Here is a 21,003-nt window from a genome sequence, read left to right as displayed (position 1 = left end):
GACATTCCACTGCCTGGAAGCCGTCTGGAGAGCCTGTGATGACCAAACAAGAAAAAGCGATAAACCTCAGCGAATCGGCACAAGTCGATCAGCAGTCCGTACAACCGTTCCCGCGCTCGCGCAAGGTATATGTCGAAGGCTCGCGCCCTGACATCCGCGTACCCATGCGTGAAATCAGCCTGGACGATACCCCGACCGATTTCGGTGGCGAAGCCAATGCCCCGGTGCTGGTCTACGATACTTCGGGCCCGTATACCGACCCCAACGTGGTCATCGACGTGCGCAAGGGCCTGGCCGATGTGCGTTCGGCGTGGATCGAAGCCCGCGGTGATACCGAACGCCTGGACGGCCTGAGCTCCAACTTCGGGCAGCAGCGCCTGAACGATGCCGAGCTGGCCAAGCTGCGTTTCGCCCACGTGCGCAACCCGCGCCGTGCCAAGGCCGGCGCCAACGTCTCGCAGATGCACTACGCCCGCCAGGGCATCATCACCGCCGAGATGGAATATGTGGCCATCCGTGAAAACATGAAGCTGCAGGAGGCCCGCGCCGCTGGCCTGCTGAACGAGCAGCATGCCGGCCACAGCTTCGGTGCCAATATCCCCAAGGAAATCACCCCCGAATTCGTTCGCCAGGAAATTGCTCGTGGCCGCGCGATCATCCCCGCCAACATCAACCACCCGGAACTGGAGCCGATGATCATCGGCCGCAACTTCCTGGTGAAGATCAACGGCAACATCGGCAACAGTGCCCTGGGTTCCTCGATCGAGGAAGAAGTGGCCAAGCTGACCTGGGGCATCCGCTGGGGTTCGGACACGGTCATGGACCTGTCCACCGGCAAGCACATCCACGAAACCCGCGAGTGGATCATCCGCAACTCGCCGGTGCCTATCGGCACCGTGCCGATCTACCAGGCCCTGGAAAAGGTCAATGGCGTAGCCGAAGACCTCACCTGGGAGCTGTTCCGCGACACCCTGATCGAGCAGGCCGAGCAGGGTGTGGACTACTTCACCATCCATGCCGGCGTGCTGCTGCGTTATGTGCCGCTGACCGCCAAGCGCGTCACCGGTATCGTCAGCCGCGGTGGCTCGATCATGGCCAAGTGGTGCCTGGCGCATCACAAGGAAAACTTCCTGTACACGCATTTCGAAGAGATCTGCGAGATCATGAAGGCCTACGACGTCAGCTTCTCGCTGGGCGACGGCCTGCGCCCGGGCTCGATTGCCGACGCCAACGATGCTGCGCAGTTCGGTGAGCTGGAAACCCTCGGTGAACTGACCAAGATCGCCTGGAAGCACGACGTGCAGTGCATGATCGAAGGCCCCGGCCACGTGCCGATGCAGTTGATCAAGGAAAACATGGACAAGCAGCTGGAGTGCTGCGACGAGGCGCCGTTCTACACGCTCGGCCCGCTGACCACCGATATCGCCCCAGGCTACGACCACATCACCTCGGGCATTGGTGCCGCGATGATCGGCTGGTTCGGTTGCGCCATGCTCTGCTACGTCACGCCCAAGGAGCACCTCGGCCTGCCGAACAAGGATGACGTGAAGACCGGCATCATCACCTACAAGATCGCCGCGCATGCTGCCGACCTTGCCAAGGGCCATCCGGGCGCGCAGATTCGTGACAATGCCTTGTCTAAGGCGCGCTTCGAGTTCCGTTGGGAAGACCAGTTCAACCTGGGCCTGGACCCGGACACCGCCCGTGCCTTCCACGACGAGACACTGCCGAAGGAATCGGCCAAGGTCGCGCACTTCTGCTCGATGTGCGGGCCGAAGTTCTGTTCGATGAAGATCACCCAGGAAGTACGTGAATACGCTGCCAAGATCGAGACCGTGGACGTGACGGTCGAGCAGGGCATGCGCGAGCAGGCCGAGCGGTTCCGCCAGGAAGGCAGCCAGCTGTACCACAAGGTCTAAGCCGCAGCGCTAACCCTGTAGAAGCGGCCTTGTGTCGCGATGGGCCGCGAAGCGGCCCCGGCAATTTCAGTCGCGAAGCTGAAAGCCCGGGGCCGCTTTGCGGCCCTTTCGCGACACAAGGCCGCTCCTGCCACGACCGCGTCCAATCAAACTACCTTGCCGAGTGCCTGCAAGCATGACATCACCCAGCCAATTCTCCCCCGAACACCCGGTCCCCACCGCCCAGCGCATCTTCGGCGCCCGCGACCTGTTCTCGCTGTGGTTCTCCCTGGGCATCGGCCTGATGGTGTTGCAGGTCGGCGCCATGCTGGCGCCTGGCCTGGGCCTGGCCAGCGCGATGCTGGCGATTGCCCTGGGCACTGCTGTCGGGGTGTTGTTGCTGGGCGCCGCCGGGGTCATCGGTAGCGATACTGGCCTGTCGGCCATGGGCACCCTGAAACTCAGCCTGGGTGGCTACGGCGCGCGCTTGCCGGCGCTGCTGAACCTGTTGCAGCTGGTAGGCTGGGGCGCGTTCGAAATCGTCGTCATGCGCGATGCCGCCAGCCTGCTGGGCGCGCGCGCATTCGGCGACGCCAGTGCCTGGAACAGCCCGATGCTCTGGACCCTGTGCTTTGGCGCCCTGGCCACCTTGCTCGCGGTCAGCGGGCCGCTGGCGTTCGTGCGCAAGGTGTTGCGCGCCTGGGGTATCTGGCTGCTGCTGGGCGCCTGCCTGTGGCTGACCTGGAACCTGTTCGCCAAGGCCGACCTGGCCGAGTTGTGGCAGCGTGCCGGCGACGGCTCGATGTCGTTGGCGGTGGGCTTCGACATCGTCATCGCCATGCCGTTGTCCTGGCTGCCGCTGATCGCTGACTACTCGCGCTTCGCCCGCAACGGCAAGCATGTGTTCGGCGGCACGGTAGTGGGCTATTTCATCGGCAACACCTGGCTGATGAGCCTGGGCGTGGCCTACACCCTGGCCTTCGCTGCCAGTGCCGAAGCCAACGCCTTGCTATTGGCCCTGGCAGGGGCCGGCATGGGCATCCCGCTGCTGCTGATCCTGCTGGACGAGGCGGAGAAGGCCTTCGCCGACATTCACTCGGCGGCAGTCTCCACAGGCGTGCTGGTGCGCCTGAAGGTCGAGCACCTGGCGCTGATCATTGGCGTGCTGTGTACCCTGATCGCGCTGCTGGCGCCACTGGCGCAGTACGAGAACTTCCTGTTGCTGATCGGCTCGGTGTTCGCACCGCTGTTCGGCGTGGTGCTGGTGGACCATTACCTGATCCGTCGTCGGCGCCTGCCGCTTCAGGTACGCAACCTGCACTGGCAGGCGTTGCTGGCGTGGGTGGTGGGCGTGGCGGCTTATCATGTCATCGCCGCACAGGCGCCGGACCTGGGGGCGACCCTGCCAGCATTGCTACTGGCAGGGCTGGTGCATGGGCTGCTGGGTTTCAGCCGCGGCCGGGAAACAGCTCAGGCTTGAGTACGCCATTCAGGCGCGGGTAGGGGATTTTCAGTTCCACGTGGCCCATGGAGTAGGGCGCGATGGCATAGACCTCGTACTTCACCACCACCGCGCCGTAGGTCAGGGCGATGTGCGGCGAGTGCTTGAATGGCCAGGTCTTGATGAATTCGGCGTCCTTGTCCATGCCCACGCTCATCAGCCAGGCACGGTGCGATTCCTCGACGGTTTTCCAGAAGGTGTCTTCCTGGCCGGGCAGCAGCATGTCCTGCAGGGTCAGTACCTTGTCGAGCTTGCGCGAATAGTTGATGAAGCCGCGACCGGGCATGCCGTGGGCGCCGCCGCTGTCCAGGTAGCTGGACAACTCGATGATCACCAGTCCGTCATGCTGTTCACGTACCTTGGCCTGCAGGTAGCTGCTGTTGCGCTTGTCGGCAGTGGCCAGGTATTGCTGCTCGTAGGCTTGCAGGGTAGTCGGCGTGTTGCCGTGCTGGTTGTCTTCGGTCAACTGCAGCAGGCGTTTTTCGACGATGCCATCGAGTTTGGGCAGGGCCGGGAAGTGGATGGTGTCGATGTTCACCAGCGGGCAGTCACTTTCGCTGCAGCCGGGTTTGACATGCTCCCAGGCATCGCGCTTGACCTCGAGCGGCGCCCGGTAATTGGGCGTGAACAGGCTCTGGCAGGCGCCCAGGGCCAGGGCCAGCACGGCCACGGAAGTCAGTTTGACAAGTGTCATGGTGATCCTTGCAGAACAGGGAAAGTCGGCCTTTGACCGTCTGCGCGGCCTTCAGTTCGCCACTAAGCTAACAGAGAGCGAGCGCGCTGTCCCGACTGCGCGAACGGTAACCGGAAAGGGGTGAAACCCGCTGGCGTGCGGAGTAGGATGGCGCGATGCTGTAAACGAGGTAATGAGGATTTCCATGTCAGACACGTTGAACTCAGTGCCCAAGGCGGTCGAGATCGTCAAGCGGGATAACTGCTTCCAGGGCTTCTACCGGCTCGACAAGGTGCACCTGCGCCACGAGTTGTTCGCCGGGGGCATGGGCCGCGAGATCAGCCGCGAACTGTTCGTGCGCCATGATGCGGTGTGCGTGCTGCCCTATGACCCGCAGCGCGATGAAGTGGTGCTGATCGAACAGTTCCGGGTGGGGGCCATGGGCAAGATCGACAACCCCTGGCTGATCGAGATGGTTGCCGGGTTGATCGACAAGGACGAGCAACCTGAACAGGTCGCCCACCGCGAAGCCGAAGAAGAGGCCGGCCTGGCCTTCAGCGCGCTGTGGCCGATGACCCGTTACTTCCCGTCGCCCGGTGGCAGTGACGAATACGTTCACCTGTACCTCGGCCGTTGCAGCAGCGAAGGCGCGGGTGGCCTGCACGGCCTGGAGGAAGAAGGCGAAGACATTCGCGTGCGTGTATGGTCGTTCGAGGATGCCTTGCAGGCCGTGCGCGACGGGCGCGTTTGCAACGCGGCAACCATCATCGGCCTGCAATGGCTGGCGCTGAACCGTGACGAAGTACGAGGTATGTGGAAGTGAACCTGCTGCGCGAGCGTTATCGGGTCGACCTGGTCGGGCTGCAGGCAGCCTGCGAGGCCAACTACGCCCGGTTGATGCGCCTGTTGCCAGACATGCGCACCACCCAGAGCTCGCGTCGCATCGGCATGACCCAGGGCGACCAGATGCTCGGCGTACTGGTGCTCGACGTGGTGCTCGCGTGCCCGTACACCACCACCCTGCACGTGCGCCAGGAGCACAGCCTGCCATGGTTGCCGGTACCGCACCTGGAAGTGCAGGTGTACCACGATGCACGCATGGCCGAAGTGGTCAGCGCCGAGCATGCCCGGCGCCTGCGCAGCATCTACCCCTATCCCAACGCGGCCATGCACCAGCCGGACGAAAAGGCCCAGCTCAACCTGTTCCTGGGCGAATGGCTGAGCCACTGCCTGGCCTGCGGCCACGAGCTGGCAAGCGTTCGCTGAATTGTGACGTGGTTTGGCTGCGGGTGTTTGCTCGCAACCGTTGTACCGCCATAATCCGTGCTGAATCCGTTCGAGGAGACGGCCGTTGCCGCAGCCAGATCAATCGCGCCCCGTACATGTGGTGCAACTGACCGATGCCCACCTGTTCGCCGACCCGGCCGGCAGCATGCTGGGCCTCAATACCCGCGACAGCCTGCGCCATGTGGTAGCCCAGGTGCGCCGCGAGCAAACACTTGTCGACCTGCTGCTGTGCACCGGTGATCTGTCCCAGGACGCCAGCGTGGCGTCGTATGAAGCGTTTCGCGAACTGACCACGCCGTTCGCCGTGCCCACTCGCTGGTTGCCAGGCAACCATGACGAGGCGCGGTTGATGGCGCAGGTTGCCCCCGAGCTGGTGCAGGCGGTGACCGATATCGGTGCGTGGCGCATCGTCATGCTCAACACGGCGGTGCCCGGGGCGACCCACGGGTGGTTGCAGGATGATCAGCTGGCGCTGCTGACAGCGGCCTTGGCGTCGGCGGGCGACCGGCACTGCCTGGTGTGTTTCCACCATCAGCCGGTGGACATCGGTTGCGCCTGGATCGCGCCGATCGGCTTGCGCAACGCGCAGGCACTGTTCGCAATCGTCGACGCTTATCCACAGGTGCGGGCGCTGCTCTGGGGGCATGTGCACCAACCCTGGGATGAAATGCGCGCGGGTCGGCGTTTGCTGGCCACGCCGTCCACTTGTATTCAGTTCGCGGCAGGCAGCGAGGACTTCAAGGTCAGTGAAGAGCAGCCTGGGTACCGCTGGTTGCGCCTGCACGCCGACGGGCGGCTGGAGACCGGAGTGGAGCGGGCGTTGGACTTCGAGGTGAAGCTCGACTTCGATAGCCCGGGGTATTGAGGATCTTGCGGCTGCTGCGCAGCCGATCACCGGCGATGGGCGCGCAGCGACCACGGCGCTCTTGACGAAATTGTTGCGAAAGCCGTGACACTGCGTCAAAACCCGGCGAACGCGCTACACTGCGCGTCCCTGCGCCCGCATCATCAGGCGCCAAGCCACAGATAACCGGGGGCAGCATGTCGGGTTCCATCCTCTATATCCATGGCTTCAACAGCTCGCCACTTTCGACCAAGGCGCGCCAGCTCGCGGCCGTCATGCAGCAGCTCGGCATGGCCGACCAGTTGCGCGTGCCCGCCTTGCACCACCACCCGCGCCAGGCCATCGCCCAGCTCGAAGCGGCCATCGCCGAACTGGGTGCGCCACTGCTGGTAGGCAGTTCGCTCGGCGGCTACTATGCCACCCATCTGGCCGAGCGCCATGGCCTCAAGGCCCTGCTGGTGAACCCGGCGGTAGCGCCGCACAAGCATTTCGACGGGTACCTCGGCGCCCAGCGCAATCACTACAGCGGTGAAACCTGGGAACTGACCCATGATCACGTGCAGGCCCTGGCCGAGCTGGAAGTACCGGCCCCGGTGGACGCCAGCCGCTATCAAGTGTGGCTGCAGACCTCCGATGAAACCCTGGACTATCGCCACGCCGAACGCTATTACCGTGGCTGTGCCCTGCGCATCCAGGCTGGCGGCGACCACAGTTTTCAGGGCTTCGCCGAGCGCCTGCCGGCACTGCTGGCCTTCGCCGGCATTGCCCGTGGGCAGTATGCAGCGCTCGATTTTTCTGTATTTTGACTTTTTGCATTCACCAGACTGACGACGAGACCCCATGGCCAATCCCAGCGCTAGCGCCTATAACGCAGACGCCATCGAAGTCCTCTCGGGCCTTGACCCGGTCCGCAAGCGGCCGGGCATGTACACCGATACCAGCCGCCCCAACCACCTGGCCCAGGAAGTCATCGACAACAGCGTCGACGAAGCCCTGGCCGGCCACGCCCGTTCGGTGCAGGTCATCCTCCATGCCGACCACTCGCTGGAAGTCAGCGACGATGGCCGCGGCATGCCGGTGGACATCCACCCGGAAGAGGGCGTGTCGGGGGTCGAGCTGATCCTCACCAAGCTGCACGCCGGCGGCAAGTTCTCCAACAAGAACTACCAGTTTTCCGGCGGCCTGCACGGTGTGGGTATCTCGGTGGTCAACGCCTTGTCGACCCAGGTGCGCGTACGCGTCAAGCGCGACGGCAACGAATACCAGATGACCTTCGCCGATGGCTTCAAGGCCAGCGAACTGGAAGTGATCGGCTCGGTTGGCAAGCGCAACACCGGCACCAGCGTGTACTTCAGCCCCGACCCCAAGTACTTCGACTCCCCCAAGTTTTCCATCAGCCGCCTGAAGCACGTGCTCAAGGCCAAGGCCGTGCTGTGCCCGGGCCTGCTGGTCAGTTTCGAGGACAAGGCCAGCGGCGAGAAGGTCGAGTGGCACTACGAAGACGGCCTGCGTTCCTACCTGGTCGACTCGGTCAACGAATTCCAGCGCCTGCCCGACGAGCCGTTCTGCGGTAGCCTGGCGGGTAACAAGGAAGCCGTCGACTGGGCCCTGCTGTGGCTGCCCGAAGGTGGCGACAGCATCCAGGAAAGCTACGTCAACCTGATTCCCACCGCCCAGGGTGGCACCCATGTCAACGGCCTGCGCCAGGGCCTGCTGGACGCCATGCGCGAGTTCTGCGAATTCCGCAACCTGCTGCCGCGTGGGGTGAAGCTGGCGCCGGAAGACGTCTGGGAACGCATCACCTTCGTGCTGTCGATGAAGATGCAGGACCCGCAGTTCTCCGGGCAGACCAAAGAACGCCTGTCGTCGCGCGAAGCGGCGGCGTTCGTTTCCGGTGTGGTCAAGGACGCCTTCAGCCTGTGGCTCAATGCCCACCCCGAGCTGGGCATGCAACTGGCGGAGCTGGCCATCAGCAATGCCGGGCGCCGCCTCAAGGCCAGCAAGAAGGTCGAGCGCAAGCGCATCACCCAGGGCCCGGCGCTGCCCGGCAAGCTGGCCGACTGTGCCGGCCAGGACCCGATGCGGGCCGAGCTGTTCCTGGTCGAAGGTGACTCGGCCGGTGGTTCGGCCAAGCAGGCACGCGACAAGGAGTTCCAGGCGATCCTGCCGCTGCGTGGCAAGATCCTCAACACCTGGGAAGTGGACGGCGGCGAAGTACTGGCCAGCCAGGAAGTGCACAACATCGCCGTGGCCATCGGCGTCGACCCGGGTGCCACCGACCTTGCACAACTGCGCTACGGCAAGATCTGCATCCTCGCCGACGCCGACTCCGACGGCCTGCACATCGCCACGCTGCTCTGCGCGCTGTTCGTCCAGCACTTCCGTGCCCTGGTCGAGGCTGGCCATGTGTACGTGGCCATGCCGCCGCTTTACCGCATCGACCTGGGCAAGGAAATCTACTATGCCCTCGACGAGGCCGAGCGCGATGGCATCCTCGACCGCCTGGTGGCCGAGAAGAAGCGCGGCAAGCCGCAGGTCACCCGCTTCAAGGGCCTGGGCGAAATGAACCCGCCTCAGCTGCGTGAAACGACCATGGACCCGAACACCCGGCGCCTGGTGCAACTGACCCTGGACGACGTGCAGGCCACCTGCGAGCTGATGGACAAGCTGCTGGCCAAGAAGCGCGCGGGCGACCGCAAGAGCTGGCTGGAAACCAAGGGCAACCTGGCCGAGGTCATGGTTTGATTCGGTGGCTTCTGGCTGCCTGCCTGGCGCTGCTTGCCCTGCCGAGCCTGGCGGGCAACTGGCCAGAGCTGAAACTGAGCGGCGAACACCCGATCGACGGCATGCGCGGGGGCAACCTGTCCGGCCTGGTGGAATGCCGGGGCGCGTTGTGGGGCGTGTCCGACCGCGACGACGATCGCATCTACCGCTTCGACCGGCAGGATGCGACCTGGCGTGCGCAGCCGCTGTCCTTCACCGCGCCGCCGGTGCCGGAAAGCGGCCTGCCCTGGGGCCTGAAGTCGCGCAACTGGGCGGCCTCGTATATTCGCGGCGGTGAGCTGGACTTCGAGGGCATCACCTGCGACCAGGCGGGCAACCTGTACCTGGTCAGCGAGGCCCATGCCGGCGTACTGCAGCTGCCGCTGGACGGCCAGGTGGATTGGCTGAAGATCGACCCGGCCATGGTCCGCCAGGCCCGGGCCAGCGGCATGCTGCTGAACTTCAATGCCTTGTTCGAAGGCCTGGCCATCAACCCGGCAGGTGACCGCCTGTGGCTGGCTGCCGAACGTGAGCGGCGTGGCCTGGTGGCTATCGAGCGCCAGCAGTCGGTGTGGACCTGCGGGCGCAGCTGCGTCCTGCTGAGCGAAGCCGGGGTCGAGATGCAACCGCCACAGATGCCCGATGCCCAGGCCCAGTCGCGTGACTTTGCCGACCTGGCCTGGTTCGAGGGCAAGTTGTTCACCCTCGAACGCAACGCCTACCGCATCTGCCGGCGTGCTGCCGACAACGGTGAAGTCGAGCGCTGCTGGTCGTTCGCTGCCGACGCGCTGGTCGAGTCGCGCCGCTATCAGCAACCGTACGGCCTGGCCGAGGCATTGGTAATCGATGCCGAAGGTGCCTGGATCGGCGTGGACAACAACAACGGCGCCCGCGCTGATGGCGAGACGCGACCGATCGTCTGGCGTTTCGATGCACCGCAGGGCGGCTGGAGCGCCAAACCATGAGCCAGGCACCGGGCAAGCGGGCTGGCAAGGTACTGATGATCGTCGCCTGGGCGGCGGCGCTGTTCCTTGCCACGCGCTTCTTCGGCCAATGGGAAGACCGCCAGCGCAACCCCAATGCCCAGGTGCAATCGTCGCATGGCGAAGGCTTCATCGAAGTGCGCTTGCTGGGCAACGGCCAGGGCCACTTCGTGATGGATGGCGCGATCAACGGCCAGGTTGTGCATTTCATGCTCGACACTGGCGCCACCGACGTGGCGATCCCCGAGGCGTTGGGCCGCAAGCTGGGCCTGGAGCGCGGCAGCCCGGTGCAGCTGAGTACCGCCAACGGTCGCACCGAAGGTTACCGGACGCGCCTGGCCAGCCTGCAGTTGGGGGATATCCGCCTGCACGATGTGCGCGCCATCGTGGTGCCGGGCCTGGATGGGCAAACCGTATTGCTGGGCATGAGTGCCCTGAAACAACTTGAATTTACCCAGCGCGGCGGCACCATGTTGCTGCGCCAGAACCTGAAATGACGAGGCCCGCATGAGCGACTCACTGGAACTCAGCCTGGACGGCGTCGAACGCCGCTCGCTGGCTGACTTCACCGAACAGGCCTACCTCAACTATTCCATGTACGTGATCATGGACCGCGCCCTGCCGCACATCGGCGATGGCCTGAAGCCGGTGCAGCGTCGCATCGTCTATGCCATGAGCGAGTTGGGGCTCGATGCCGACGCCAAGCACAAGAAATCGGCGCGTACCGTCGGCGACGTGCTCGGCAAGTTCCACCCCCACGGCGACTCGGCCTGCTACGAGGCCATGGTGCTGATGGCGCAGCCGTTCAGCTACCGCTACACCCTGGTCGACGGGCAGGGCAACTGGGGTGCGCCGGATGACCCGAAGTCGTTCGCCGCCATGCGCTATACCGAGGCGCGGCTGTCGCGCTATGCCGAAGTGCTGCTCAGCGAAGTCGGCCAGGGCACCGTGGACTGGGTGCCGAACTTCGATGGCACCTTGCAGGAGCCGGCCGTGCTGCCGGCGCGCCTGCCCAACATCCTGCTCAACGGCACCACCGGTATTGCCGTGGGCATGGCCACCGACGTGCCGCCGCACAACCTGCGCGAAGTGGCCACGGCCTGTGTGCGCCTGCTTGACGAGCCCAAGGCCAGCATCGAGCAGCTGTGCGAGCACATCCAGGGGCCGGACTACCCGACCGAGGCCGAGATCGTCACGCCGCGGGCAGAAATCCTCAAGATGTACGAAAGCGGCCGCGGCTCGATCCGCATGCGTGCGGTGTACCGCGTGGAAGACGGCGATATCGTCGTCACCGCGCTGCCGCACCAGGTTTCCGGGGCCAAGGTGCTGGAGCAGATCGCTGCGCAGATGCAGGCCAAGAAGCTGCCGATGGTCGCCGACCTGCGCGACGAGTCGGACCATGAGAACCCGTGCCGCATCGTCATCATCCCGCGCTCCAACCGCGTGGATGTCGACGAGTTGATGCAGCACCTGTTCGCCACCACCGACCTGGAAAGCACCTACCGGGTCAACGTCAACATCATTGGCCTGGACGGCCGCCCGCAGCTGAAGAACCTGCGTGCGCTGCTGCTGGAGTGGCTGGAGTTCCGCACCGCTACCGTTCGTCGCCGTCTGCAGCACCGTCTGGACAAGGTGGAGAAGCGCCTGCACCTGTTGGAAGGTTTGCTGACCGCGTTCCTCAACCTGGACGAGGTGATCCACATCATCCGCACCGAGGACCAGCCCAAGCAGGCGCTGATCGCCCGTTTCGAGCTGACCGAGATCCAGGCCGACTACATCCTCGAGACTCGCCTGCGGCAGCTGGCACGCCTGGAAGAAATGAAGATCCGTGGCGAACAGGACGAGCTGCTGAAAGAGCAGGCCAAACTGCTGGCCCTGCTGGGTAGCGATGCCAAGCTGCGCAAGCTGGTACGCAGCGAGCTGATCAAGGATGCCGAAACCTATGGCGACGCCCGCCGCTCGCCGATCGTCGAGCGCGCCGAGGCCAAGGCGTTGTCGGAAAACGAGCTGATGCCGACCGAGCCGGTCACCGTGGTGCTGTCGGAAAAGGGCTGGGTACGCTGTGCCAAGGGCCACGACATCGACGCCACCGGCCTGTCGTACAAGGCTGGCGATGGCTTCAAGGCCGCAGCCACCGGGCGCTCCAACCAGTATGCCGTGCTCATCGACTCGACCGGCCGCAGCTACTCGCTGGCCGCCCACAGCCTGCCTTCGGCGCGGGGCCAGGGTGAGCCGCTGACCGGCCGCCTGACGCCGCCAGCCGGAGCTACGTTTGAATGTGTGCTGTTGCCGGATGACGACGCGCTGTACGTGGTGGCCTCGGATGCCGGCTACGGCTTCGTGGTCAAGGGCGAAGACTTGCAGGCCAAGAACAAGGCTGGCAAGGGCTTGCTCAGCCTGCCCAACGGTGCCAAGGTCATGACCCCGCGCCCGGTCGCCAATCGCGAGCAGGACTGGTTGGCGGCAGTGACCACCGAAGGCCGTCTGCTGGTGTTCAAGGTCAGCGACCTGCCCCAGCTGGGCAAAGGCAAGGGCAACAAGATCATCGGGGTGCCAGGCGATCGAGTGGCCAGTCGTGAAGAATTTGTTACCGATCTGGCGGTGCTTGCCGAGGGTGCGACACTTGTATTGCAAGCCGGCAAGCGTACCCTATCCCTGAAAGCGGACGACCTCGAGCATTACAAGGGCGAGCGTGGACGGCGCGGCAACAAACTGCCGCGAGGGTTCCAACGAGTCGACGGATTGCAGGTGGAAGTGCCGGCATAACCGGCTGAAATGTCTGGAGCGGCAATTTCAGCGCCGTTCCGGGCAGAAATGCTGGAGTCGGACGGTTATTTCGCGGATGATATGGCCCTTGCGGTGCCGGCGTGGCCGTGTGCCCGTTTGAATTTATATGTATCACTGCGGTTGGCCTGTTGGCGGCCGCCTGGATGGGATGATGAAACTTCTGCGCCTTCCATTTGCGCTGTTGATGACTGGCCTGCTGGGCCTAGGCGGGTGCACCATGCACCAGCCGGTTGCCCTGTACCAGCTTGACAGTGGTGATCCTGGCCAGCCTTCGCAGAGTGCAGGCATGGCCGTGGTGCTCGGCCCGGTATCGGTGGCCGATTACCTGCAACGCGAAACATTCCTGCAGCGTCAGGCCGACGGCAGCCTGAGTTCGGCGACCGACGGTCGTTGGGCCGGTAGCCTTTCGGCAGATATCGACCAGTTGCTGGTACGCCAGCTTGCCTGGCGCCTGGACAGCCAGCGCGTGGTGCTGGCGCCGGCGACCGCCGGTTTCACTCCGGACGTGCAGGTGCTGCTGTCGATCACTCGCCTGGACTCGGGCAAGGACCAGCCGGCCATCCTGGACGCCCAGTGGCGCCTGCTGGACCGCCGTGGCCATGTACGCGACAACCGCATCGTTCACCTCGAGCAGCAGCACGAGGGCAGCGAGGCGTCGCAGGTGCAGGCGCAGGGCCAGTTGTTGCAGAAGCTGGCCGAGCAGTTGAGCTCCGCAGTGAAGCCGTTGGCCAACCAGCCTGCCATTGCCGAAGAGGCGCCGAAGAAGGCAGCTGCACCGGTGCAGGTGAAAAAGGCTCCGGAGAAGTCCAAGATCCCGATGGCTGCGCCGATTCGTACCGATATGGAAGTCTATCGGTTCTGATCGAACTGCCAGCCACAAAAAAGCCCGCTGCGTTGCGGGCTTTTTTGTGGCTGCAAGGTTGGCGCCGTCCTGTAGGAGCGGCCTTGTGTCGCGATGGGCTGCGCAGCAGCCCCAGCAATCTTCGCGACACCAATGAATCTGGGGCTGCTGCGCAGCCCATCGCGACACAAGGCCGCTCCTACAGCACGTCAGCCTGTGCCGGTCAGGCCCGGCGCTCGTGCATCCGCGCCAACTGCCGTTCCAGCATCGACGGGTAGGGCTCCATCAACCGTTCCACGCAGCAGGCGCCTTCCGGGCTGGCAATCGGGCGAATGCGGGCGCGCTGGCGAATCAGCGTGTCATCGCTGATCTGCCGCTCCACCAGCAACAGGTTGCGGCTGTGTTGCGACAGCGCCAGCGCGTCCTGGGCCTTCTCGGCCATCAGCAGGTCCACCAGTTCCAGCCCTTGCAGGTCGTTACCCAGGGCCAGGCCCAATTGCAGCTGCAAGGTGATGCCGCTGTCCGCCACTTCGATCTGCAGGGCATGGCCCAGGGCGCGCAGCAGCTCGCCACAGCAGATGGCGTTGGTCAGGTAGTCCTCGCCACAGTCGCGGCTGTGGAACAGCACCAGGGTGCTGCCGTCGTTGAGCGTGTGGGTTTCACCGTCGTAGAGCGAAGCAGCGTGCTCCAGGCAGTCGCGGTAGCGCTCGGTCAGCTCGGTCAGGCGCGTGCGTGGCAGGCGGCGCAGCTGTTCCTGCGAACCCAGCTGCACGGCCAGCACGGCACTGTACTGCGGCTCGTCGGACTCGACGACCGAGGCCTTGGGCATGTTGTCGTCGTCGAGCAGGCCGGCGAAGGCCTCGTCGTCATCCTCGTGCGCCTGGGTGGCAACCCTGGCGCGTGGGGCGGCCTTTGCCGCCGGGGCATCGCCGTGCAGGTCATCGAACGGCTCGTCGTCGTCTTCCTCTGGCTCCGGCTCGTGCGGCGGTGGCGGGGCCAGGCGCGCGTGCAACTGGCGGGCGATATCGCCGATTTCGTCCTGGCGATCGGTGGCCGGCGTGTAGGGTTGCGGGTCACGCAGCCACACCCGCAGTTGCAGCAGCGGCAGGGTGATGAAGCGGCCCTGGCGCAGGCTCAGGGTCAAGGCCAGCACCAGCAGGATGGCGGCAAGGATGCCCATGCTCTGCAAGCTGATCAGCATCGGCTGTTGGAACTGGCTCATGTCCAGGCTGATGCGCAGTTGCCCGGCGGTCACGTCCTGGAAGGTGATCTTGGTCTGGTACAGGCCCTCGGCCTCGCCCAGCAGGCTGTTGCGCGGGCGCTGGCCGGCTTCGGCGAGGATGCGGTTGTCCACGCTGTAGATGGCGGCATGGGCCACCAGCGGGTTCTTCACCAGGTTGCCCAGCAGCACGTTGAGGCTGAGGATATCGTTGGCTACCAGCAGCTCGGTCGCCGAGGTGGCGGTCTGGGTGGTCAGGCTCTGGCCCAGGGCATCGGCCTGCTCGTGCATGGCCTGCTTGAACTGCAGGCCCATCACGCAGGCGTAGATCACCAGCGCCAGCGCCACCAGGAAGATGTTGGTGCAGGCGATACGCAGTGCCAGTGGCACGCGACGTTGACTCAGGGCGCGATAGATCATCAGGAAGAAGTTGTCTGGTTTGACGGGCGTGGGCCGGTTCACTGAGCTCGGCTCTTAATGGCATGAAAGTGTGGGGAGTATAGCGAGCCGGGTTTTGTCGGCAAAGTATCGTTGGCGCCCGATGGTCACGGAAAATCGGTAGAATGCGCATTTTTCATCGAAGTCGGAGCCAGGTTGTGCGCGAAATCGTCCTGATCAACATCACCGGTGAGGACCGTCCCGGTCTCACTGCGGCCATCACCGGCGTCCTGCTGCAGGGCGGTGTGAGTATCCTCGACATCGGCCTGGCCGTCATGCACGGCACCCTGTCGTTCGGCATCCTGGTCGACATCCCGGACAACGAAGTGGCTACCGCCCTGCTGCAAAGCGTGCAGGCGAAGGCCCACGAACTGAACCTGCAGGCCCGCTACACGCCGATTTCCGAGGCGGACTACCAGCACTGGGCCGACGGCCAGGGCGAGGCGCGCCACATCGTCACCCTGCTTAGCCGCAAGATCACCCCCGAACAACTGCAGCGGGTGAGTGCGGTGATCAGCCAGTATGGCCTGACCATCGAGCGTATCGAGCGCCTGTCGGCCCGTGTGGCGCTGGATGCCCACGCCGGCAAAGGCAAGGCGGCCATCGAGATTTCCGTGCGTGGCGTGCCCAGCGATGGCCAGGCCCTGCGTGCCGATTTCTTCGCCCTGGCCGAGGAACTGAGCATCGACATCGCCTTCCAGAAGGACGACCTGTTCCGCCGCAACCGTCGCCTGGCGGTATTCGACATGGACTCGACGCTGATCGAGGCCGAGGTCATCGACGAACTGGCCAAGGCTGCCGGGGTCGGCGAGCAGGTGGCGGCCATCACCGAGCGCGCGATGCGCGGCGAGCTGGATTTCCGTGCCAGCTTCAAAGAGCGCATGGCACTGCTCAAGGGCCTGGATGTGGGCGTATTGGACGAGATCGGCGCGTCGCTGCGCCTGACCGAGGGGGCCGAGAACCTGTTCGCTGAACTCAAGCGCCTGGGTTACAAGACCGCGATCCTGTCCGGTGGCTTTACTTACTTTGCGCGCCAGGTGCAGGCGCGCCTGGGTATCGACTACGTGTTCGCCAACGAGCTGGAAGTGGTCGATGGCAAGGTGACCGGCGTGGCCGTGGAACCCATCGTCGATGCCCAGCGCAAGGCCGAGCTGCTGCAGAAGCTGGCCAGCGAAGAAGGCCTGGAGCTGGAGCAGACCATTGCCGTGGGCGATGGCGCCAACGACCTGCCGATGCTGTCGCTGGCTGGCCTGGGCGTGGCGTTCCGCGCCAAGCCGCTGGTACGCCAGTCGGCCAAGCAGGCGATTTCCACCCTGGGGCTGGATGGGGTGTTGTACCTGCTGGGCGTACGTGACCGCGACGCGCGCGGCTGATCCGAGAGTCTTGGGGCTGCTTCGCAGCCCATCGCGACACGAGGCCGCTCCTACAGGATTTTCGCAGTTTCAGACTACTGCACTGTCCTGTAGGAGCGGCCTCGTGTCGCGATAGGGCCGCAAAGCGGCCCCAGGTTCTATCAGGCAATCAAGCCTGCGCAGGCATCGCCAACTGTTGCCCCATGCGCACCGCAGAGCCGGCACCCAGCGTCTCGGCCCATTTCACCTGCTCTGGCCCGAACAGCACGATGGCGGTCGAGCCCAGCTTGAAGCGGCCCAGCTCGGCGCCTTTTTCCAGGTGGATTGGCGCGCGGCTGGCTTCGTCGTAACGGAAGGTCTTCAGTTCGCGCTTGGGCGGCGTTACCAGCCCGGCCCACACGGTTTCGATCGAGGCGACGATCATCGCCCCCACCAGCACCACGGCCATCGGCCCGCGTTCGGTATCGAACAGGCACACCACGCGTTCATTGCGGGCAAACAGCTCGGGGACGTTCTCGGCGGTGGTCTGGTTGACCGAGAACAGGCGGCCCGGCACGTAGACCATTTCACGCAGGGTGCCGGCCAGCGGCATGTGCACGCGGTGGTAGTCCTTTGGCGACAGGTAGATGGTAGCGAACTCGCCGCCCATGAATGGCGCGGCCATCGCCGGGTCGCCGCCCAGCAGTTCCTGCGCGCTGAAGCCGTGGCCCTTGGCCTGGAAGATGCGGCCGTGCTCGATCGGGCCAAGCTGGCTGACGGCACCGTCGGCCGGGCACAGGATGGCACCCGGGGTTTCATCCAGCGGGCGCGCGCCTGGCTTCAGGGCACGGGTGAAGAACGCGTTGAAGTGCTCGTAGGCGCTCAAGTCTTCGACCAGGGCTTCGGCCATGTTCACCTGGTAGCGCTTGGCGAACCAGGCGGTAAAGGCATCCTTGAACCAGCGCACGCGGCATTCGGCGATGCAGCCGGCCAGGCGCGACAGCAGATGGTGCGGCAGCAGGTACTGGCTGATGATGAACAAACGGGATTTCATGCAGGTTCCTTAAACTTCTACAGGCGTGTCCGGGTGGTTGCCCCATTCGCTCCACGAGCCGGCGTAGGCCTTGACGCGTGGGTAGCCGAGGGCCTTGGCCACCAGGTAGGTGAAACCGGAGCGGCGGTGGGATTGGCAATGGGTGATCACTTCCTTGTCGGGGGTGATCCCCAGGTTCAGCAGGACTTCGGCGATGTCCGGGCGGATGCGCAGGTGGTCGTTGAGGTCCATGCCGGCTGTCCACTCGAAGTTGATCGCGCCGGGAATGTGGCCGCCCCTGGCTGCCAGTACTTTCTCGCCGCGGAATTCCTGCGGGCCACGAGCATCCCAGATGACTAGGTCTTCCGCGCCCAGGCGGCTTTGCAGGTACTCGCGGGTGGCTGTGGGGGCCGTGTCGATGCGCAGCTGCACGGGGGTATTAGCACTGGCGGGCACTTCGGTGGAGAGCTTGTCGGCCGGCCAGGCCTGGATGCCGCCGTTCAGGTAGTGATAGCGCTTGTGGCCGATCACATCGAGCAGCCAGATGAAGCGCCCGGCCCAGCCGCCACCTTCATCGTCGTAGACCACATACACCGCATCGTCGCGGTGGCCGAGTTCGCTGAACAGCCTCTCCAGATCGGCCTGGGCCGGCAGCAAGCCGGGCGCAGGCGACTGGCCGAGCTGGGTGCGCTTGCCTTCGACGAAGCGTGCGCCAGGGATATGCCCGCTGACATAGCGGTTGCTGCTGCTCAGGTCGACCAGGATCAGCTGTTTCGAATCCAGGCGTGGCAGCAGGTCTGCGGCTTCAATCACCAACGGCAGGCCGGAAAAGTCAGTCATCCACGGTCTCCAGTGTGGAAAGAGGGGCGATTGTAGCGCAAGGCTCAGGCCTTGCGGTTGGCGAACAGCGACAGCGCTCGCTCGGTGCATTGTGCCGTCTTGCCGAAGGCTTGCACGCTGACATCGGCCAAGGGTCGGCTGCCTTGGTCGGCCACCACCAGCATCAGCACCTGGTCATTGACCGCCAACGAGCGTAGCAGTGCGTGCTCGCTGCTGAACAACGCCCGCAGCGGGGCCGGCAGCAACGCCGAGAGCTGGCTGTGGTTTTCCGGGGTGATGCGCAATTGGCCGGCCTGGGCCAGCAGCTTTTGCAGCAGTTTGTTCGCTGACACTTGCAGGGCAAGCGCCCCGGCCTCCTTGGGCAGGCCGGCGAACTGCTGCACACGCAGCTGATCGCTGGCCTTGTCCAGGCTCAGCAGCAGGACGCGCTGCATGCCGCAGGCCAGCAGGGCCTCGAGGGCCTGGGTGGCCAGGTGCACGCTGTTGGTGAACGGGCTGGGCTGGGCCAGCAGGTGCTGGCACAGCTTGCGCCAGCGCGTCAGTTCGTCGTTGCTGGGCGGTGGTGGTGCCAGCATGTCCGGGTGCGGACGGCGCTGGTGCCAAGGCCAGATCAGCGCTTCGGCCGGGTGGAACAGGGCGTGCTGGGCGTGGCGGCGCGCACTCGCCGCAGCCTGCTGGTGCACCTGCTGCTGCACGTCTTCCAGCGAGGTCTGCAGGTACAGCGCGGTCAACAGCTGCCAGCGCAGCAGGTGCGGGTTGTCCCAGCCCACCTGCGCCGCCAGGGCCAGGTTGTTGGCCAGCAGCACGGTGTTGGCCGGCTGGTTGAACCAGCGGCGCAGGCCGGGCTCGGCGTCCAGGCGATGCTGTTGGCTGAGCAGGTCCGGGTCGCGGGCGATGGCAAGCACCTGGGCCAGTTGTTCGCGCTCGTCCAGCAGCAGGTGGTAACCCTGGGTCACCCATTGTGGCAGGCGCCAGTACTCTGCCATGGCCTGGCACAGCGTGAGGATGCGCACGCCAAACAGCTCCTGCTCGACATGAGCGGCGTCCTCGCCCTTGTGGATAACCCGCAGTTCCCAGGTGTCGAGCAACTTGGGGTAGGCCAGCGCCAGCGGCCAGAGTGGCGACAGGAACAGCAGGCTGCCCCAGTGGATTTCCTGCCACAGCCGTGCCAGGCGGCTGGCGAACAGGCCGCTGGCCTGCTGCGAGGCGTGCTGGCTGATCAGCTGGAACTGGCACAGTACCGGTGGGATCTCTTCGACGGGCACCGCCGGCAGGCGCTTGAGCAGCTGTTCGCTGCGCTCCAGGCCGAGGCGGTTGAGGGCGATTTCCAGGCTCTCGGCCGGTTCGGCGAGGCTGGCATTGGTGGGGTGATTGGCTTCGCGCATCACCGACAGCACCAGTGCCGGGCTATCCTGCATCAGTTCGGCGATATCGCGCAGCGAGCGGCGGCTATCGTGGATGGCGTTCATGACCCGGTCGTAGCTGTGCTTCGGCACGGGGATGCGAATACTCTCGAGCAGCTTTACCCAGGCCTCTAGCGTACGTGGGGCCTGAGCGGGCACCTTGGTTTCAATTGTCATTTTGACATCAGTCCGAACTGGCTTTTCGCAATGAGTGGCTATAGTCTGGCGCAGTTCTGCCGATAAGTAGAAGAAGAGTTTTCAGGCTCCCGTCTCTTCCCCTGACCACGACAGCAAGTGCTTTGAACCTATGGCTAAAATTATCGGCATCATCGTCGTATTCGCGAGCGTGCTCGGCGGATACGTACTCTCCCACGGTAAGATCGCGGCACTGATCCAGCCGTTCGAAGTACTGATCATCGGCGGTGCGGCCTTCGGTGCATTCCTGCAGGCCAACCCTGGCTACATGACCATGCACGTCATCAAGAAGTCGATGAAGATGTTCGGCTCGCGCTTCAGCCATGCCTTCTACCTGGAAGTGCTGGGCCTGGTGTACGAGATCCTCAACAAGAGCCGTCGTGAAGGCATGATGGCCATCGAGGCCGACATCGAGGATGCAGCAGCCAGCCCGATCTTCGCCAAGTACCCGACAGTGCTGGGCGACGAGCGCATGACCGCATTCATCTGCGACTACCTGCGCATCATGTCCACCGGCAACATGGCGCCGCACGAGCTCGAAGGCCTGTTCGACATGGAGCTGTTGAGCATGAAGGAAGAACTCGAGCACCCGTCGCATGCGGTGAATGGCATCGCCGACGGCATGCCAGGGTTCGGTATCGTTGCGGCGGTACTGGGCATCGTGGTGACCATGGCCTCGCTCGGCGAGGGTGACCAGGCCTCCATCGGCCTCCATGTGGGTGCGGCGCTGGTAGGTACCTTCTTCGGTATTCTGGCGGCCTACGGCTTCTTTGGCCCGCTGGCCAAGTGCCTGGAGCACGATGCCAAGGAAGAACTGAACCTCTACGAATCGATCAAGGCTTCGCTGGTGGCCTCGGCCTCGGGCATGCCGCCTTCGCTGGCGGTGGAATTCGGGCGCAAGGTGCTGTACCCCAAGCACCGCCCAAGCTTTGCCGAACTGGAACAAGCGGTTCGCGGTCGCTGAGTC

Annotated in this window: 18 protein-coding genes; 13 read left to right on the top strand and 5 right to left on the bottom strand. The window is 64.6% G+C overall.

The annotated features are described in order from the left end of the window. Positions 1–38 precede the first annotated feature (38 nt). Positions 39–1,919 carry a phosphomethylpyrimidine synthase ThiC gene (thiC, locus tag HG549_RS23075; RefSeq protein WP_170033056.1) on the top strand — a complete coding sequence of 627 codons (1,881 nt, stop codon included), beginning with the start codon at positions 39–41 and terminating at the stop codon, positions 1,917–1,919. A 175-nt stretch (positions 1,920–2,094) separates the two neighbouring features. Continuing rightward, positions 2,095–3,378, top strand: coding sequence for a putative hydroxymethylpyrimidine transporter CytX (cytX, locus tag HG549_RS23070; protein ID WP_170033054.1), 1,284 nt, complete (start codon positions 2,095–2,097; stop codon positions 3,376–3,378). Here cytX and HG549_RS23065 read toward each other — a convergent pair. Further along, positions 3,347–4,093: an RsiV family protein gene (locus HG549_RS23065; RefSeq protein ID WP_170033052.1), complete on the bottom strand. Its 747-nt coding sequence runs from the start codon at positions 4,091–4,093 to the stop codon at positions 3,347–3,349. The two genes, cytX and HG549_RS23065, sit on opposite strands and share 32 nt — an antisense overlap. Before the next feature lie 184 nt (positions 4,094–4,277). Here HG549_RS23065 and HG549_RS23060 point away from each other — a divergent pair, with 184 nt between their 5' ends. From HG549_RS23060 to HG549_RS23020, 9 genes are all read left to right on the top strand, one after another. Next, the gene (locus HG549_RS23060) at positions 4,278–4,895 is read left to right on the top strand and encodes an NUDIX domain-containing protein (protein WP_170033050.1); all 618 of its coding nucleotides are present in this window, start codon (positions 4,278–4,280) and stop codon (positions 4,893–4,895) included. Continuing rightward, positions 4,886–5,338: a DUF1249 domain-containing protein gene (locus HG549_RS23055; RefSeq protein ID WP_114170587.1), complete on the top strand. Its 453-nt coding sequence runs from the start codon at positions 4,886–4,888 to the stop codon at positions 5,336–5,338. Before HG549_RS23060 ends, HG549_RS23055 begins: the two co-directional genes overlap by 10 nt. 85 nt (positions 5,339–5,423) lie before the next feature. Further along, positions 5,424–6,224 (top strand): 3',5'-cyclic-AMP phosphodiesterase, encoded by an 801-nt coding sequence (gene cpdA, locus HG549_RS23050; RefSeq protein WP_170033048.1) that lies wholly within the window; start codon positions 5,424–5,426, stop codon positions 6,222–6,224. Between the two features lie 176 nt (positions 6,225–6,400). After that, positions 6,401–7,009, top strand: coding sequence for a YqiA/YcfP family alpha/beta fold hydrolase (locus HG549_RS23045; protein WP_170033047.1), 609 nt, complete (start codon positions 6,401–6,403; stop codon positions 7,007–7,009). 34 nt (positions 7,010–7,043) lie between these two features. After that, positions 7,044–8,948, top strand: a complete 1,905-nt coding sequence (gene parE / locus HG549_RS23040; RefSeq protein ID WP_170033045.1) for a DNA topoisomerase IV subunit B — start codon at positions 7,044–7,046, stop codon at positions 8,946–8,948. Then, positions 8,945–9,931 carry an esterase-like activity of phytase family protein gene (locus HG549_RS23035; RefSeq protein WP_170033043.1) on the top strand — a complete coding sequence of 329 codons (987 nt, stop codon included), beginning with the start codon at positions 8,945–8,947 and terminating at the stop codon, positions 9,929–9,931. Before parE ends, HG549_RS23035 begins: the two co-directional genes overlap by 4 nt. Next, positions 9,928–10,446, top strand: a complete 519-nt coding sequence (locus HG549_RS23030; protein WP_170033041.1) for a TIGR02281 family clan AA aspartic protease — start codon at positions 9,928–9,930, stop codon at positions 10,444–10,446. Before HG549_RS23035 ends, HG549_RS23030 begins: the two co-directional genes overlap by 4 nt. A 10-nt stretch (positions 10,447–10,456) precedes the next feature. Then, positions 10,457–12,715, top strand: a complete 2,259-nt coding sequence (gene parC, locus HG549_RS23025; RefSeq protein ID WP_170033039.1) for a DNA topoisomerase IV subunit A — start codon at positions 10,457–10,459, stop codon at positions 12,713–12,715. Positions 12,716–12,887: 172 nt separating this feature from the next. Beyond that, a complete protein-coding gene (locus HG549_RS23020) occupies positions 12,888–13,598 on the top strand; it encodes a membrane integrity-associated transporter subunit PqiC (protein WP_170033037.1) in 711 nt (236 codons plus the stop codon). 202 nt (positions 13,599–13,800) lie between these two features. On the opposite strand, the gene HG549_RS23015 is transcribed toward HG549_RS23020, so the two are convergent. Then, a complete protein-coding gene (locus HG549_RS23015) occupies positions 13,801–15,258 on the bottom strand; it encodes an AhpA/YtjB family protein (protein WP_170033035.1) in 1,458 nt (485 codons plus the stop codon). Positions 15,259–15,392: 134 nt separating this feature from the next. Between HG549_RS23015 and serB the strand changes: the two genes are divergently transcribed. Next, positions 15,393–16,607: a phosphoserine phosphatase SerB gene (gene serB, locus HG549_RS23010; protein ID WP_170033033.1), complete on the top strand. Its 1,215-nt coding sequence runs from the start codon at positions 15,393–15,395 to the stop codon at positions 16,605–16,607. 148 nt (positions 16,608–16,755) lie between these two features. On the opposite strand, the gene asd is transcribed toward serB, so the two are convergent. From asd to HG549_RS22995, 3 genes are read right to left on the bottom strand one after another with little or no spacing between them, the layout of a single operon-like run. Next, the gene (gene asd / locus HG549_RS23005) at positions 16,756–17,619 is read right to left on the bottom strand and encodes an archaetidylserine decarboxylase (protein ID WP_170033031.1); all 864 of its coding nucleotides are present in this window, start codon (positions 17,617–17,619) and stop codon (positions 16,756–16,758) included. A 9-nt stretch (positions 17,620–17,628) separates the two neighbouring features. Further along, on the bottom strand, positions 17,629–18,438 hold the full coding sequence (locus HG549_RS23000; protein WP_170033029.1) for a rhodanese-like domain-containing protein: 810 nt from the start codon (positions 18,436–18,438) through the stop codon (positions 17,629–17,631). A gap of 44 nt (positions 18,439–18,482) precedes the next feature. After that, positions 18,483–20,018, bottom strand: coding sequence for an HDOD domain-containing protein (locus HG549_RS22995; RefSeq protein WP_170033027.1), 1,536 nt, complete (start codon positions 20,016–20,018; stop codon positions 18,483–18,485). Positions 20,019–20,148: 130 nt separating this feature from the next. Here HG549_RS22995 and motA point away from each other — a divergent pair, with 130 nt between their 5' ends. Continuing rightward, the gene (motA, locus tag HG549_RS22990) at positions 20,149–21,000 is read left to right on the top strand and encodes a flagellar motor stator protein MotA (RefSeq protein ID WP_170033026.1); all 852 of its coding nucleotides are present in this window, start codon (positions 20,149–20,151) and stop codon (positions 20,998–21,000) included. The last annotated feature ends 3 nt before the right edge of the window (positions 21,001–21,003 follow it).

The organism is Pseudomonas sp. SK (genome assembly GCF_012975065.1).
Lineage (GTDB): Bacteria > Pseudomonadota > Gammaproteobacteria > Pseudomonadales > Pseudomonadaceae > Aquipseudomonas > Aquipseudomonas anuradhapurensis.
This window is presented reverse-complemented; position numbering and strand designations above follow the sequence as displayed.

Bases quoted from the DNA above. Each gene is read 5' to 3' on its own strand.
- HG549_RS23060 (WP_170033050.1), top strand. From the start codon at position 4,278: ATGTCAGACACGTTGAACTCAGTGCCCAAGGCGGTCGAGATCGTCAAG.
- HG549_RS23020 (WP_170033037.1), top strand. From the start codon at position 12,888: ATGAAACTTCTGCGCCTTCCATTTGCGCTGTTGATGACTGGCCTGCTG.
- HG549_RS23065 (WP_170033052.1), bottom strand. From the start codon at position 4,093: ATGACACTTGTCAAACTGACTTCCGTGGCCGTGCTGGCCCTGGCCCTG.
- asd (WP_170033031.1), bottom strand. From the start codon at position 17,619: ATGAAATCCCGTTTGTTCATCATCAGCCAGTACCTGCTGCCGCACCAT.
- HG549_RS22995 (WP_170033027.1), bottom strand. From the start codon at position 20,018: ATGACAATTGAAACCAAGGTGCCCGCTCAGGCCCCACGTACGCTAGAG.
- HG549_RS23045 (WP_170033047.1), top strand. From the start codon at position 6,401: ATGTCGGGTTCCATCCTCTATATCCATGGCTTCAACAGCTCGCCACTT.
- HG549_RS23030 (WP_170033041.1), top strand. From the start codon at position 9,928: ATGAGCCAGGCACCGGGCAAGCGGGCTGGCAAGGTACTGATGATCGTC.
- HG549_RS23000 (WP_170033029.1), bottom strand. From the start codon at position 18,438: ATGACTGACTTTTCCGGCCTGCCGTTGGTGATTGAAGCCGCAGACCTG.
- cytX (WP_170033054.1), top strand. From the start codon at position 2,095: ATGACATCACCCAGCCAATTCTCCCCCGAACACCCGGTCCCCACCGCC.
- thiC (WP_170033056.1), top strand. From the start codon at position 39: ATGACCAAACAAGAAAAAGCGATAAACCTCAGCGAATCGGCACAAGTC.
- motA (WP_170033026.1), top strand. From the start codon at position 20,149: ATGGCTAAAATTATCGGCATCATCGTCGTATTCGCGAGCGTGCTCGGC.
- parE (WP_170033045.1), top strand. From the start codon at position 7,044: ATGGCCAATCCCAGCGCTAGCGCCTATAACGCAGACGCCATCGAAGTC.
- parC (WP_170033039.1), top strand. From the start codon at position 10,457: ATGAGCGACTCACTGGAACTCAGCCTGGACGGCGTCGAACGCCGCTCG.